Source organism: Bacillus sp. FSL W8-0640, from assembly GCF_038007725.1.
In the GTDB taxonomy this organism is placed as follows: domain Bacteria; phylum Bacillota; class Bacilli; order Bacillales; family Bacillaceae_G; genus Bacillus_A; species Bacillus_A cereus.
Genome location: NZ_JBBOXT010000001.1, coordinates 1,749,578 through 1,763,913 on the forward strand (window position 1 = coordinate 1,749,578; position 14,336 = coordinate 1,763,913).

Genomic DNA, 14,336 nt, shown 5'->3' on the forward strand with positions numbered 1-14,336 from the left:
AGAAAAAATGTGAATTAAATGTTAATTGATTTACATGTTTCAAGCGTATCTATATTGAGTTTGTAAATCTACACAATAAGTTTTCATTATATATTAAGTGTAGTAGAAGTTCAGATAGATAAAATTCGGTAGTCGAATTTTTTTACATAAAGCTGTATAATGCTTGTAACGAAAGGGAAATACAGGAAGGGATTTGTAATGAGTTACTATGGAAAAAGATAAACAACAATTAAGCGTTGAAGTTGCAAGATTATATTATCAATCAGATTATAGTCAGCAAGAAATTGCTAACAAATTAAATATTTCAAGACCAACAATTTCTAGATTGTTAAAGTACGCGAAAGAAAAAGGGTTTGTTCAAATTAGCATCGCTGATCCATTTGCGGATTTAGATAACGTCGGGAATTTACTGAAAGAAAAGTATAACTTATTAGAGGCACATGTTGTATTTTCTCCAGTTCCGGAATATGCAACGATTACAGAGTATATTAGCAAATATGCAGCTGAGTATATGGAAAAGACGGTTAAAAACGGTGATATTGTTGGTGTAAGCTGGGGAATGACGATGTATGAAATCGCTAGAAAAATCGTACCGCAACATGTAAAAGGGGTAGAGGTTGTTCAGTTAAAAGGTGGTATTAGTCATTCGAGTGTAAATACATATGCGAATGAAACAATCGCTTTATTTGCAGATGCTTTTCAAACGACGCCAAGAAATCTCCCCCTTCCAGTTATATTTGATAATGCAGTGACAAAAGAATTAGTAGAGCAGGATCGACATATTCATCACATTATCGAAATGGGGAAACAAGCGAATATTGCAATTTTCACTGTAGGAACAGTGCGAGACGAAGCGCTATTATTCCGATTAGGTTATTTCGATAAGGATGAAACGAGTTTACTCAAAAAACAATCGGTCGGTGACATTTGTTCACGATTCTTTGATGGGGACGGAAATATTAGTAGTGAAGAAATTAATAAGCGGACCATTGGAATTGAGTTAGAAGAACTGAAATTAAAGAAACGCTCTATTTTAGTTGCAGGTGGTAATAGAAAAATCAAAGCAATTGATGGTGCGTTACGTGGCGGGTATGCAAATGTATTAATTATCGATCAGCATACAGCAAAAGAATTGTTACATTATCAAAAAGATTAGAAATAAAAGGCGTTCTCAAGATGTTAATTTTGAGAACGCCTTTTATTTTGTTATGTATGAATGATAGGAGTTTTTTTGAACACAAATTGCCTTTTTAAAAATAATTATGGATATGGAGATACATACTACCATTGTTAACATAAAAATTTTGATTATATATTTGAAATGTTCTTTGTTAGAATGCGCTTTATTTACTACAAGAAAATTCCTTTTAAAAAAGAATGAACAAAATTTCAAAAGTGTATTTACATTTGTTCAACTAAGAGTTAGAATGAAGTTGTTAAAAGATATGAGGAGTGAAGATAATGAACATTGCAAAGTTAATTGACCATACAATTTTAAAAGCTAATACTACTAAAGAAGATGTTATGAAAGTAATCGAAGAAGCAAAGGAATATAAATTCGCTTCTGTTTGTATTAACCCAACATGGGTAAAATTAGCGGCTGATGAACTAGCTGGACATGATGTAGACGTTTGTACTGTAATCGGTTTCCCATTAGGAGCAAGCACGACTGAAACAAAAGCATTTGAAACAAAAGATGCTATTGCAAAAGGTGCAACTGAAGTTGATATGGTAATCAACGTAGGCGCTTTAAAAGATGGTGACAACGAACTTGTTGAAAAAGACATTTATGAAGTAGTACAAGCAGCAAAAGGAAAAGCTCTTGTAAAAGTAATCATTGAAACTTGCCTATTAACAGATGAAGAGAAAGTACGCGCTTGTGAATTATCAGTAAAAGCTGGTGCTGACTTCGTAAAAACTTCAACTGGATTCTCAACTGGCGGAGCAACTGCTGAAGATATCGCATTAATGCGTAAAACAGTAGGACCAAACGTTGGTGTAAAAGCATCTGGCGGTGTTCGTACACGTGAAGATGCAGACAAAATGGTAGCTGCTGGAGCTTCTCGCGTTGGAGCAAGTGCTAGTGTTGCAATCGTATTAAATGATGCAAAAGGTGCTACAGATAACTACTAATCATTAATGAAGTGAAGAGCAATAGATACACAAAGTAAAGTGTATCTATTGCTTTAATAATTGAAAAAAATGTAAGCGGATACGAATGGGAGGAGACGGCTTATGAAATACTTAATTGGTATTTTTGGCCTCGTATTGATTTTAGGTATCGCTTGGCTTGCTAGTAATAATAGAAAGAAAGTCAAATATCGCCCAATCATAACGATGGTTATATTACAATTTATTTTGGGGTTTTTATTATTAAATACAAGTGTAGGGAATATATTAATTAGCGGAATAGCAGATGGTTTTGGAGAGTTATTAAAATATGCCGCTGATGGTGTGAATTTCGTATTTGGTGGATTAGTAAATCAAAAAGAGTTTTCGTTCTTTTTAAGTGTATTAATGCCAATCGTATTTATATCAGCTTTAATAGGTATTTTGCAACACATTAAAGTATTACCTATTATTGTGAAATCTATCGGTCTAGCATTAAGTAAAGTAAATGGAATGGGGAAACTAGAATCATATAATGCAGTTGCTTCTGCGATTTTAGGACAATCTGAAGTGTTTATTTCAGTTAAGAAACAATTAGGGTTATTGCCAGAGAAAAGAATGTATACATTATGTGCATCTGCAATGTCTACCGTTTCAATGTCTATCGTCGGATCATATATGGTGTTATTAAAACCGCAATATGTTGTAACCGCTTTAGTGCTTAACTTATTCGGTGGCTTCATCATTGCTTCTATCATTAACCCGTATGAAGTTACTGAGGAAGAAGATATGTTAGAAGTACAAGAAGAAGAGAAAAAGACTTTCTTTGAAGTATTAGGGGAATACATTATTGATGGATTTAAAGTTGCGATTACAGTAGCAGCTATGTTAGTCGGTTTCGTTGCTCTTATCGCATTCATTAATGCAGTATTTAAAGGTGTAATCGGTATTTCATTCCAAGAAATTCTTGGTTATGTATTTGCACCATTTGCATTTATTATGGGTGTACCTTGGCATGAAGCAGTTAATGCCGGAAATATTATGGCAACAAAATTAGTATCGAATGAATTTGTCGCTATGACAGATTTAGCACAAGGAAACTTTAATTTCTCAGATAGAACGACAGCGATTATATCTGTATTCTTAGTTTCATTTGCAAACTTCTCTTCAATTGGGATTATTGCAGGGGCGGTTAAGAGCTTAAATGAAAAGCAAGGGAATGTAGTCGCAAGATTTGGTTTGAAATTACTATTTGGTGCAACATTAGTAAGTTTCTTATCAGCAACAATCGTTGGCTTATTATTTTAATAGATTCGTATCATATAAAAAGGAATGGTGATTGTAATGAGAATGGTAGATATTATTGCAAAAAAACGTGACGGCAAAGAATTAACGACTGAAGAAATCAACTTCTTTATTAATGGATATACAGACGGAAGTATTCCTGATTATCAAGTGAGTGCGCTTGCAATGGCAATCTTCTTTAAAGATATGACAGATCGCGAACGTGCAGATTTAACGATGGCGATGGTTGAGTCTGGTGAAACGATCGACTTGTCAGCAATTGAAGGAATTAAAGTAGATAAACATTCAACTGGCGGTGTTGGTGATACGACAACATTAGTATTAGGACCATTAGTAGCTGCTTTAGATGTACCAGTAGCAAAAATGTCTGGTCGTGGTTTAGGACATACAGGCGGAACAATTGATAAATTAGAAGCGGTAGAAGGATTCCACGTTGAAATTACGAAAGAGCAGTTCATTGATATTGTAAACCGTGACAAAGTAGCTGTTATTGGACAAACAGGAAACTTAACACCTGCAGATAAAAAGATTTATGCATTACGCGATGTAACAGGAACGGTTAACTCAATTCCTCTCATTGCAAGTTCAATTATGAGTAAAAAAATTGCAGCAGGTGCTGACGCAATCGTACTTGATGTAAAAACAGGTGCTGGTGCATTTATGAAAACAGAAGAAGATGCAAAAGAATTAGCACATGCAATGGTACGTATCGGAAATAATGTAGGACGTCAAACTATGGCTGTTATTTCAGACATGTCACAACCGCTTGGTTTTGCGATTGGTAACGCTCTAGAAGTAAAAGAAGCGATTGATACGTTAAAAGGTGAAGGTCCAGAAGATTTAACAGAATTAGTACTTGTATTAGGTAGCCAAATGGTCGTACTTGCGAAAAAAGCAAATACGTTAGAAGAAGCTCGTGAAATGCTAATTGAAGTGATGAAAAACGGAAAAGCAACTGAGAAGTTTAAAGAGTTCTTAAGCAATCAAGGCGGAGATAGCTCAATTGTAGACAATCCAGAAAAAATGCCACAGGCGAAGTATGTAATTGATGTACCTGCAAAAACTTCAGGTGTTATTTCTAACATTGTTGCAGATGAGATTGGTATTGCAGCTATGTTACTTGGTGCAGGTCGTGCAACGAAGGAAGATGAAATCGATTTAGCAGTAGGATTAATGTTACGTAAAAAAGTTGGCGATGCAGTAAAAGAAGGCGAGCCATTCGTAACAATCTACGCAAATCGTGAAAATGTAGAAGATGTAAAAGCAAAAATTTATGAGAACATCTCTATCGCTGAAACAGCAGTGGCTCCTAAATTAGTTCATACAGTTATTACTGACTAATCATCATTTCGTTTACTTTGAGGGGGAAATAATATGGGTAAGAAAAAATATATTGAAGAAGCAAACAAGATGTTATCGAAAGCGTATATTCCGTATTCTAAATTTCCTGTTGGCGCAGCGTTAGTTACGAAAGAAGGGAAAATCTATACTGGTTGTAATATAGAAAATGCTTCTTACGGTTTATGTAACTGTGCAGAAAGAACAGCAATATTTAAAGCAGTATCAGAAGGTGAGCGCGATTTTAGTTACTTAGTTATTACAGGAGAAACTGATGGACCGATTTCACCATGTGGTGCGTGTAGACAAGTAATTGCTGAATTCTGTGATCCGAAAATGCCTGTATTATTAACGAATGTAAAAGGTGATGAAAAAGAAGTGACTGTTGAGCAGTTACTGCCAGGTGCTTTCTCAATAGAAGATTTAAAATAAATTGAAAAGCCATTCTACAATTATTATTTGTGGAATGGCTTTTTTATTTTCAAAAATTGAATGTAATATTTTGTTCATACTCCGTTCATAAACTTTGCTTAAAATAATTGCAGCGAATATAGAAAGTTTACAACAGGAGGAATAGAATGAAGAAATTATATAATGCGGCATTTATTTACTTAATTATTGGTTTATTATCAGGTGTATTTGCAAGAGAGTATTCGAAAGCACAAGGAATTAAAGGATCCACAATGTTGCAATTAGTGCATACACATGTATTAGTGCTCGGTTTTGTATTCTTTTTAATTGCTTTAGCCTTATGTAAAGTGTTTCATGTACAAGAAACAAAGAGCTTTTGTGCATGGTTTGTTGTTTATAATGTAGGAGTAATCTTTACTATTGCTACAATGCTATGGAGAGGTCTTCTACAAGTAAATGGAACTGACTTTTACGGTTTAAGCCATATGGCTGGATTAGGTCATGTTATTATAAGTGTCGGGCTCGTTTGGTTTATGATTTTGCTCAAAAAGTCTTTTAAATAGATAGGAGTGGGAAGAGTATGATAGCACTTTTATCAAGTATTTTAGCGGTTTGTATGGCTGTTGGTGTCATGTTTCTGCGCTTTAAAGCAGCGAAAAAGCCGGTAACGAAAAAGAAAATTATATTGCCGCCAATTTTTATGAGTACAGGCGCAACGATGTACTTTTTACCAGAGTTTCGATTAACATCGTTAGAAATAGTTGAGGCAATTAGTATAGGGCTTATCTTTTCTATTTTTCTTATTAAAACAACTAAGTTCGAAATAAAAGGCGAACATATATTTATGAAACCGTCAAAAGCATTCATATTTATTTTAGTAGGCTTATTAGCTGTACGCGTGGCATTAAAGTCATATTTAAGCCAATCAATTGATTTGGCAGAGTTAAGCGGCATGTTTTTCTTACTTGCATTTGCGATGATTGTGTCGTGGAGAATTGCGATGTATCGCTCGTTTACTAAATTAAAAAAGACAATAAAAAGAGCTGGAATTTCTATATAGGAAATCCAGCTCTTTTTATGTTTTATTAGAATTCTTTAGCGCGGAACTCATTTGCTTAATTTTAAACGTATTTGAGCATCTTGTAATGCAGCAGGTGTAACGTTAAGACCATTTTGATCAACAATTTTTGTGTTTAATAAAATGGAATCTAAGCTTCCACGAAATGTTTGTGTATAGTTTTGGCGCAACATTTGTTGTTCTTGTTTTTCATCAACTGTTAATCCATTCGCTTTTTCTTTTTTTGACAATTCGTTAATACGGAATAAAATGTTTTTCATTTGTTTCACCTCTAGTTAGATATAATTACATTAGCTACTTACTAATGTATAGTTATTGTAACCTATCTTTTAATAAGTGTCAATGTCTATAAAATGCTTTGTTTTGTATGTGTATGGATGAGAGAGGATGTAAATGAATACTAATACTTGAAATAGAAAAGATGCTAATATACAATACTATGGTAGGGTATAAAGAGTTGTTGTTTTACATTATGAAAGTAATAAGTAAAAAGGAGTATGCAATAATGAATGCAGTAATTTCAAAGAAAGAAACAATCATCTCATATACGATTGCTATTTTATTTATTTTAGCTATGGTAACAGCTGGTGTGTTATTAAATGATCCAGAAGTCATTTTGCCGGAAATAGCAGCGATGGCAATTGCTTTATGGGCGTATCGCGAGCCAGGATGGTTAAGACAACCAGAAAAAATCTTTATTGCACCGTCAATAACAGCTGTTATTGGTTTTGCAGTGAATCAAATGGATATTTCCTATATAGGAAAAGTTAGCTTAACACTTATATTAATGATGTTGTTTTTATGTGTTATTCAATCCAATTTAGCACCATCCATTGCGACAGGTTTATTACCGTTAGTAACAAATGCGACGGAATGGTCATTTGTTATCGCGGTATTTGCTTTAACATTTATTTTAATGATAGGTGTTCTTATATTTAAATTGAACAACGGTATTGAGCGAAAAGTGCAAATACAGTATAAATATATGACTGTATTTCTAATACTAAATTTCGTATGGATCAGTTTATGCTGGATAACTGGTTATGAACAATTAGCAGTTATTCCACCAATATTAGTTGTTGTGTATGAATCACTTCAAAAGCCGATGTATAATGAAAAAATGGCTTTTAAACAAATATTAGTATTAACTGCATCGGCAACTGTTGGAACTTTATTGTATTTTGCAATTGATTCATGGATTGTAGTCACGTTATTAAATATGATATTAATGGTTATTTTATTAAAAATCGTTGGAGTACGTATTCCAGCAGCGTATGCATTTCCATTATTGCCACTCGTATTTCCTGATGAAATGATAAAAATGTTACCAGTAGCTTCATTTGTTGCTGGAGTATTTTTATTTGGTGCAGTACTACTGTATAAAAAGTGGGAGATGAAGCAAAAGGACATGTAGAAGAGTTAAATATAATTTTTAAAAAAGGTAAGTTCAAATGAATTGAACTTACCTTTTTGTATGTATTACCAATATAGAGCAGTATCATAAAGTCCGATTAAAATAAGGAGAACACCGGCTATACGTTGAATGTTTTTTCCTATTTTTCGGCTCTTTTTAAGTAGTGCCCCATTTAATCCTAGATAGGAGATGATGGACATTAATACGACGATAGGCAGAGCAGTTCCTATCGAAAAGAATGTAGGAAACAAGTACCCGTAATTATAGGGTAAAGATAAAGGGAGTAACGTTCCGAAAAATAGCACAAACATAGTCGGACAGAAAGCTAAAGAAAAGAAAAAACCAAGTAAAAATGAGCTGACTTCATTTTGTTTTCGAATAAATTTAATAGGGAAAAGGGTAGAGAAGAAATTTCTTCCTCTTATAATATCTGATAATATTAGACCTATTATTATTAATAAAGGTCCGATCAGTTTGCGTAACCATGGGAAATACAAAGTTAATGTTTGTTGAATTTCTTTTCCTAATAACCAGACTAAAAGTCCAAGTGTCGTAAAAGCTATTACTTTTCCTAAAATGAATAACAGTATATGTTTCCAGGTATGTCCCTTTTGTAAAGATTGATTTCCATAAAGTGTAATAGCGCTAATGTTTCCTGTTAATTGGCAAGGAGCAAGTGTACCTACAATGCCTAATAAAAACGCAAATAAAAGAGGTACTGATTTCGTAGCATTCGCGACATCTATTAAAGGAGACATGAGTTGATAGCTCCATTCACTAATTATTGAAAACACGTTATATTCACCCTTCTAATTAATTTGGAATGTTCCTTCTTTAGTAAGCTGCTTCCATGTTTTACCCTCATCCGTAGAAAGGAACACATTTGCTTTCATTGTAGCAAATACAATTTCAGCTGAATTTTGAGGGTTTTGTGATATATACATAATTGTATCTTTAGGATCTAAAGGTGGAATTTGTATGTTTGTCTCCTCATTTGTAGCAATTGATTTCTTCGTTACGATTTGCTTATTGATAGGCGCGTAAATAACATCTTCATTACTTAATGTAATTGCGGTCGATTCAAGTGATTTAGCGAATATTTCAAACGTATTTCCGTAATCTGTAGATAAGTAAACACCGTCTTTGGCACTTACTGCGACTACACTAGATTGATTCGGATGTACGGAAAAGGAATGAATCGTACTTGAAAGACCTTTTAACTTACTATTTTCCCAATCTTGTCCGTTGTTCGTACTGAAATAAAAACCTTGTTGTAATTTAGAATTTGGACGCTCATTGTATAAATAAATTGCTTCTGTATTATATCCGACAGCAAGGTTATGAAAATCAGATTCTCCGTAAAACGCTAGCTTTTCAAGTGTATTACCGCCATCAGAACTTTTCATTAATCCTAAAGGATTTTTTAAATCTGCTCCTGGTTCAGGATGACCGCTGGCAAAGAACCCGTTCTTCGTTGCCTGAAACCCCATATAATCATGTAATCCAGTCTTAGTTTCAAGCCATTTTCCATCTTGATAAACTTTTATCCCGCTATGAGTGGCGATAGAAACCCCAGATATATTTCCTGCATAGCCAATTCCGTGAATGTGCTCGATTTTTCCAGATGTAATTTCTTTATAGAAGTCTTGCGGACTCGTATTTGCTGTTTCTATATTTTTTGACTCAGATTGCACCGTTTCTTTCTTCACGGGTGCTGTTTCGGTGTTGCTAGAACATCCAGTAATTATGAATAAGGAAGTAATTGCTAACCCTGTTGCTACATAATGTTTCAAAGTTGTGGCTCCTTTCCTATATATGAGATTTTAAGTATATGGAATAAATGTCAAGAAATTGTGGAGTGGTATGCATAATGTAGATTAGATGGGCACTAGTAAGGGGGGATTTTCCTTTTTCTATGAGTACTATTAATTGACGAAAAATTGTAACAATAATAAAATGAATTGATTAGATCATTAGTTTTTTAATCATACATAGAACGCTAGGGGGATTATCATGAAATCAACATTTTTTGCTCAAAATAGAGAACGATTAGCAAACACATTACCAGAGGGATCTATTACGATTTTATTTGCGGGACAAGCACCGCATATGTCAGCTGATGCACATTATAAATTTGTACCGAATCGTAATTTTTACTACTTAACGGGAATCGATGAACCAAATGTTATTTTTATGCTGAAAAAGGTTGGAAGTAGTGTTGAAGAAACACTTTTCATTGAAAAGGCAGATCCAGTAATGGAAAAATGGGTCGGTAAAACAGTTTCTAACGAAGAAGCAGAGAAAATTTCAGGTATAAAGAAAGTTATATATTTAGATAGCTTTGAAAAGACAATGTCAAATATACTTTTTACAGAAAATGCGAAGCATCTATATTTAGATATAGAACGTCGTGATTGGAATGGTACGGAGACAAAAACATTAGCATTTGCTAAACATGTAAGAGAAAAATACCCACACGTAACAATTGGTAATGTATATCCGAACATTTGTGAATTACGAGTATTTAAAACAGAGGAAGAAATTGAAATTATTAAAGAAGCGATTGCTATAACGAAAGACGGTATTTACAACGTACTTAAGCATGCAAAAGCAGGCATGATGGAGTATGAATTAGAAGCACAATTTGATTTTACACTGAAGTCATCTGGCATTAAGTACCGTGCGTTCAATACAATTTTGGCGAGTGGGAAAAATGCTACAGTTCTTCATTATGAAGATAATGATGCACAAATTCAAAATGGTGACTTAGTATTACTAGATTTAGGTGCTCAAAAAGACTACTATAACGCTGATATTAGTTATACATTCCCGGCAAATGGAACATTCTCTAGTCGCCAAAAACAAATTTATAATATTGTATTAAAAGCATTAAAAGAAACAACAGAGATTATTAAGCCAGGATTAAAGTTCGCTGCATTAAATGAGCATACAAAAAAGGTACTGGCAGAAGAGTGTAAAGCAATTGGTTTAATTCAAGAAGATGAAGAGTTATCAAAATACTATTATCATGGTGTCAGCCATTTCCTTGGTTTAGATACACATGATGTAGGAACATATAAAGATAGAGTGTTAGAAGAAGGTATGGTTATAACAATTGAACCTGGTCTTTATATTGAAGGAGAATCAATTGGAATTCGTATTGAAGATGACATTCTTGTAACGAAAGACGGGTATGAAAACTTGTCAAAAGATATCATTAGGGAAGTTGAAGAAATTGAAGAATTTATGAGTGTAAATAATGAACATGTAAAAGGAAACCAAGCTGTAGTTAAATAATAAAAGAGTCATCACTAATTTATTTGAACTTTATCTCGAATCGTGGACAATTAAAAAATCCATGATTCGGGATAGGGTTCTTTTCTTCGAAATACTAATCTTTAATTATTAATCCTAATAAAGTAGCAAACTGAACAGCTTGATATGTCGATACTTTACATCCTCTTAAATCGTTCACTGAAACTGTAAGTGTATCAAAGGTAGAAGAACTAATATCTATCCCCTTCAGTGATGTCTGATCAAAATTAGCTTCATCAAGACTACATAATTGGAATTCAACTTTTTTAAGTTTACAGTCAAAAAAATCTGCATTATTTAATGAAGTTTCATTGAAGATGATTTTTTCTAGTTTAGAATTTCCAAATGCCGCTAAATTCAAAATTGAATTCTCAAATTTAACATTTCCTAAGCTAGATCCTGTGAAATTTACTCCGATTAATTTACTGTTTTTAAATTCGACTCTGTGAACAGAAGAATTGCTTAAATTAACATTTGATAAATCACAGTTTTCAAAACAAACATCTGTAATATCAATATTGCTAAAGTCTGTATTAGTAAACTTACAGTTTTTTATCACCGCATCATATAACCGCACTCTATCTACAGATTCATTTTCGAAAGTGGAGTCTATAATTTCACACACTTCCAATGTTGGATCTTCTTCATAAAAAATATCTTGAAAATTCTTTGAAGATAACTCTGGTGAAATTTTTGGTCTATCAATTTTCATCGTATATCAATCCTCTTCTATTTGATATATTTGTGTAATTTGAGTCCATTGTCTGTGGGGAACATTAGTTCTTATTATACAAAAATCTAAGTTCTTTTGTGAAGAGCATTTTAGCTACATTTTTCTTATTTAATAATAGCAGTGTTATTGTTTCTTAAGAAATAACGTCAAAACAAATACGAGAACGGCTAATGTAGTCGCTACAAGGAAAGCATTTTGTATTACTAAAATATTCGTCTCTTATAATGTCTCTACTTTTAGTAATTTTCCAATTAGCTTACGTAAGATCTAATTACATCTCCTTATTTTCTTGAAAATCAACTTCTATAATGATTTTGAAAAAGAAAAAGGAGGGATTGTCCATGAAGCGATTTGTATTGGCAGCCGTTACAGTCTCTGTAATATTTTTAATTGCTGCATGTTCTTTGGCTACAAATACAACAAATGATCATAAAAATATGAATGATAAAAAAACACTACAGACTGAAACAGCTACAACACCATTGAAGGTTGAAAAAGGACCAGAAGTTACTTTAATAGCGAAAGAAGAAAAGCAAAAATTAAGTAACGGTGTTATTGTTCCAGTCTGGACATTTAATGGCTCATCTCCTGGTCCAGAAATTCGGGTGAAAAAAGGTGAAAAGGTGAAAGTGACATTAAAAAATGAATTATCTGCACCAGTATCTATTCATTGGCATGGATATCCTGTCCCAAATAACATGGATGGAATTCCAGGCGTGACACAAGATGCAGTTGAACCAGGAAAAAGTTTCACTTACGAATTTGAAGCGAACGTACCAGGAACGTACTGGTATCACTCGCATCAAGATTCTGTAAATCAATTAGATAGAGGTTTGTATGGAGCGCTCATTGTAGAAGATACAAAGGAAAAATATGATAAAGATTACACATTAATGTTGGATGAATGGGTTACAGATAAAGAAGAAATTAAAAAGCAGTTAAAAGAAATGACAAAAGGGCAAATAGGTAATAAATCTAAAGGTGATGAAAATACGAAAAAGAATGATGATAAGAACGGCATGGATCATTCTGGTATGGACATGGGCAGTGATCAAAAAGACTCTGGCAATATGGTAGGAATGGACCATGGAAATATGAAGATGGAAGGTCATGATATGAGTATGTATGATTTATTCACAATCAATGGAAAAAGCGGTGATTTAGTAGTGCCATTGAAAGTGAATAAGGGAGATAAAGTTCGTCTTCGACTTGTTAATGCTGGTTATCTATCACATGATATACATGTTCACGGTCATGATATAAAAGTAATTGCGACAGATGGTCAACCAATAAACGATCCAAAAGTTATAAAGGATAAAGTAATTTCAATCGCACCGGGTGAACGTTATGATATTGAATTTACTGCTAATAAAACTGGGAAATGGTATGTTGAAGACCATTCGAAAAATAAAGGTGCAAAAGGAATGAAAGCTGTTATTGAATATGATGGCAGTAAAGAGATGAAAGATAAAGCAGACGAAAAAGAAAAATTACCGAAAGTAGATATAATGAAATATGGTACTAAAAAATTAGGAAGTTTCACGTTAAATCAAGAGTATACTGCTACATATAATATGGACTTAAATACGCAAATGAATGAAAATGAAATGATATATACAATTAACGGAAAGGTATTTCCGGATATTGACCCAATTCAAGTAAAAAAGGGTGATTTAGTAAAAGTGAAATTGGTAAATCGTTCTAAAATGGATGATCACCCAATGCATTTACATGGTCACTTCTTCCAGGTGTTGAGTAAAGATGGAAAACCGATAGAAGGTTCTCCAATTGTAAAAGATACATTGAACTTAAAACCAGGAGAAGAATATGAAGTAGCCTTTGTAGCAGACAATCCCGGTGAGTGGATGTTCCACTGTCACGACCTACATCATGCTTCAGCAGGGATGGTAACGGAAGTGAACTATACAGATTATAAATCTGACTATGTTCCAAACCAAAACATTCCTAATAAGCCAGAATAATAGGAAGCAGTTATCCTATGGATAGCTGCTTATTCATTTTTGTTGCAAGTACTAATGTATATGTTGATTATGCCCAGGTGAAGGTGCAGGAGTATGATCTGGGAATGTCGCGAATACGGCAACGATAATTACTACACTAATTGAAAGTAATAACAAAAAACGCTGTTGGATAAAAGTAGAAAAGTTCTCCGATAACAATTGAATCACACAGGACATAGTAATCGTTATAGTAAGTAAAAGGCTAATGAACAATATACTATGAGCTTGTTGAGCGTTTAACATTTCTGTAATCATTGCTCCCATCATACTTGCCATTAATCCAGAGAACATTCCTTCTAAAGCAGTATATAGGTGAAAACGTAGACCCACTAAAAAACCGATAAAACCACTAATTAAAATAGCAAGTAAAGTAGAATATAGTAATTCCCCCTTAAAGAGAATGCCTAAATAAAAACCAATACTTAAACCGATACTCATACTAAAAGACATAATAAATACCATATACTCCATTAGGGTACCCTTACGTTTAGAAATATTGGATGCAATAAGAATTGAGGTACAGCAAAGTGTTAAGGTAGTTAACGTATAAGCAAACATTATGATACCTCCTTGTCCTATCGTTCATTTCATCATATGTGTACTTATGATAAT

15 protein-coding genes are annotated in these 14,336 nt (G+C 33.4%); 10 read left to right on the plus strand and 5 right to left on the minus strand.

Translation table 11 applies throughout. The features are described from left to right. The first annotated feature begins 208 nt into the window (after positions 1–208). From N2V80_RS09160 to N2V80_RS09190, 7 genes are all read left to right on the plus strand, one after another. Entirely contained in the window at positions 209–1,156 is a 948-nt protein-coding gene (locus tag N2V80_RS09160) for a sugar-binding transcriptional regulator (RefSeq protein WP_000409782.1), read from the plus strand. 305 nt (positions 1,157–1,461) lie between these two features. After that, on the plus strand, positions 1,462–2,133 hold the full coding sequence (gene deoC / locus N2V80_RS09165; protein ID WP_001017441.1) for a deoxyribose-phosphate aldolase: 672 nt from the start codon (positions 1,462–1,464) through the stop codon (positions 2,131–2,133). A gap of 102 nt (positions 2,134–2,235) precedes the next feature. Then, a complete protein-coding gene (locus N2V80_RS09170) occupies positions 2,236–3,417 on the plus strand; it encodes a NupC/NupG family nucleoside CNT transporter (protein WP_000876173.1) in 1,182 nt (393 codons plus the stop codon). Positions 3,418–3,453: 36 nt separating this feature from the next. Then, entirely contained in the window at positions 3,454–4,755 is a 1,302-nt protein-coding gene (locus N2V80_RS09175) for a pyrimidine-nucleoside phosphorylase (RefSeq protein WP_061654544.1), read from the plus strand. Between the two features lie 33 nt (positions 4,756–4,788). After that, positions 4,789–5,184 (plus strand): cytidine deaminase, encoded by a 396-nt coding sequence (locus tag N2V80_RS09180; RefSeq protein ID WP_000516778.1) that lies wholly within the window; start codon positions 4,789–4,791, stop codon positions 5,182–5,184. Between the two features lie 146 nt (positions 5,185–5,330). Next, positions 5,331–5,726 carry a DUF2871 domain-containing protein gene (locus tag N2V80_RS09185; RefSeq protein WP_000737863.1) on the plus strand — a complete coding sequence of 132 codons (396 nt, stop codon included), beginning with the start codon at positions 5,331–5,333 and terminating at the stop codon, positions 5,724–5,726. Positions 5,727–5,743: 17 nt separating this feature from the next. After that, positions 5,744–6,223 (plus strand): CcdC family protein, encoded by a 480-nt coding sequence (locus tag N2V80_RS09190; RefSeq protein ID WP_000561046.1) that lies wholly within the window; start codon positions 5,744–5,746, stop codon positions 6,221–6,223. Positions 6,224–6,270: 47 nt separating this feature from the next. Here N2V80_RS09190 and N2V80_RS09195 read toward each other — a convergent pair whose 3' ends face one another. Further along, the gene (locus tag N2V80_RS09195; RefSeq protein WP_000789773.1) at positions 6,271–6,501 is read right to left on the minus strand and encodes a DUF896 domain-containing protein; all 231 of its coding nucleotides are present in this window, start codon (positions 6,499–6,501) and stop codon (positions 6,271–6,273) included. A 245-nt stretch (positions 6,502–6,746) separates the two neighbouring features. Between N2V80_RS09195 and N2V80_RS09200 the strand changes: the two genes are divergently transcribed. After that, the gene (locus tag N2V80_RS09200) at positions 6,747–7,655 is read left to right on the plus strand and encodes an HPP family protein (RefSeq protein WP_000994720.1); all 909 of its coding nucleotides are present in this window, start codon (positions 6,747–6,749) and stop codon (positions 7,653–7,655) included. A gap of 65 nt (positions 7,656–7,720) precedes the next feature. Here N2V80_RS09200 and N2V80_RS09205 read toward each other — a convergent pair whose 3' ends face one another. Both N2V80_RS09205 and N2V80_RS09210 read right to left on the minus strand, forming a co-directional pair. After that, the gene (locus N2V80_RS09205; RefSeq protein ID WP_002061125.1) at positions 7,721–8,449 is read right to left on the minus strand and encodes an urease accessory protein UreH domain-containing protein; all 729 of its coding nucleotides are present in this window, start codon (positions 8,447–8,449) and stop codon (positions 7,721–7,723) included. Positions 8,450–8,464: 15 nt separating this feature from the next. Then, the gene (locus N2V80_RS09210) at positions 8,465–9,448 is read right to left on the minus strand and encodes a F510_1955 family glycosylhydrolase (RefSeq protein ID WP_061654543.1); all 984 of its coding nucleotides are present in this window, start codon (positions 9,446–9,448) and stop codon (positions 8,465–8,467) included. A 220-nt stretch (positions 9,449–9,668) separates the two neighbouring features. On the opposite strand from N2V80_RS09210, the gene N2V80_RS09215 reads away from it, so the two are divergent. Further along, a complete protein-coding gene (locus tag N2V80_RS09215; RefSeq protein WP_061654542.1) occupies positions 9,669–10,952 on the plus strand; it encodes an aminopeptidase P family protein in 1,284 nt (427 codons plus the stop codon). A 94-nt stretch (positions 10,953–11,046) separates the two neighbouring features. Here N2V80_RS09215 and N2V80_RS09220 read toward each other — a convergent pair whose 3' ends face one another. Next, the gene (locus tag N2V80_RS09220) at positions 11,047–11,682 is read right to left on the minus strand and encodes a pentapeptide repeat-containing protein (RefSeq protein ID WP_000687273.1); all 636 of its coding nucleotides are present in this window, start codon (positions 11,680–11,682) and stop codon (positions 11,047–11,049) included. 362 nt (positions 11,683–12,044) lie between these two features. Here N2V80_RS09220 and N2V80_RS09225 point away from each other — a divergent pair, with 362 nt between their 5' ends. After that, positions 12,045–13,685, plus strand: a complete 1,641-nt coding sequence (locus N2V80_RS09225; protein WP_061654541.1) for a multicopper oxidase family protein — start codon at positions 12,045–12,047, stop codon at positions 13,683–13,685. A gap of 51 nt (positions 13,686–13,736) precedes the next feature. Here the strand turns inward: N2V80_RS09225 and N2V80_RS09230 are convergent, their stop codons facing one another. Beyond that, entirely contained in the window at positions 13,737–14,282 is a 546-nt protein-coding gene (locus tag N2V80_RS09230) for a hypothetical protein (RefSeq protein ID WP_000458531.1), read from the minus strand. Positions 14,283–14,336: the final 54 nt, after the last annotated feature.

Excerpts from the sequence above, each read along its gene's own strand:
- N2V80_RS09160 (WP_000409782.1), top strand. The coding sequence starts at position 209 with ATGGAAAAAGATAAACAACAATTAAGCGTTGAAGTTGCAAGATTATAT.
- deoC (WP_001017441.1), top strand. The coding sequence starts at position 1,462 with ATGAACATTGCAAAGTTAATTGACCATACAATTTTAAAAGCTAATACT.
- N2V80_RS09170 (WP_000876173.1), top strand. The coding sequence starts at position 2,236 with ATGAAATACTTAATTGGTATTTTTGGCCTCGTATTGATTTTAGGTATC.
- N2V80_RS09175 (WP_061654544.1), top strand. The coding sequence starts at position 3,454 with ATGAGAATGGTAGATATTATTGCAAAAAAACGTGACGGCAAAGAATTA.
- N2V80_RS09180 (WP_000516778.1), top strand. The coding sequence starts at position 4,789 with ATGGGTAAGAAAAAATATATTGAAGAAGCAAACAAGATGTTATCGAAA.
- N2V80_RS09185 (WP_000737863.1), top strand. The coding sequence starts at position 5,331 with ATGAAGAAATTATATAATGCGGCATTTATTTACTTAATTATTGGTTTA.
- N2V80_RS09190 (WP_000561046.1), top strand. The coding sequence starts at position 5,744 with ATGATAGCACTTTTATCAAGTATTTTAGCGGTTTGTATGGCTGTTGGT.
- N2V80_RS09195 (WP_000789773.1), bottom strand. The coding sequence starts at position 6,501 with ATGAAAAACATTTTATTCCGTATTAACGAATTGTCAAAAAAAGAAAAA.
- N2V80_RS09200 (WP_000994720.1), top strand. The coding sequence starts at position 6,747 with ATGAATGCAGTAATTTCAAAGAAAGAAACAATCATCTCATATACGATT.
- N2V80_RS09215 (WP_061654542.1), top strand. The coding sequence starts at position 9,669 with ATGAAATCAACATTTTTTGCTCAAAATAGAGAACGATTAGCAAACACA.
- N2V80_RS09220 (WP_000687273.1), bottom strand. The coding sequence starts at position 11,682 with ATGAAAATTGATAGACCAAAAATTTCACCAGAGTTATCTTCAAAGAAT.
- N2V80_RS09225 (WP_061654541.1), top strand. The coding sequence starts at position 12,045 with ATGAAGCGATTTGTATTGGCAGCCGTTACAGTCTCTGTAATATTTTTA.
- N2V80_RS09230 (WP_000458531.1), bottom strand. The coding sequence starts at position 14,282 with ATGTTTGCTTATACGTTAACTACCTTAACACTTTGCTGTACCTCAATT.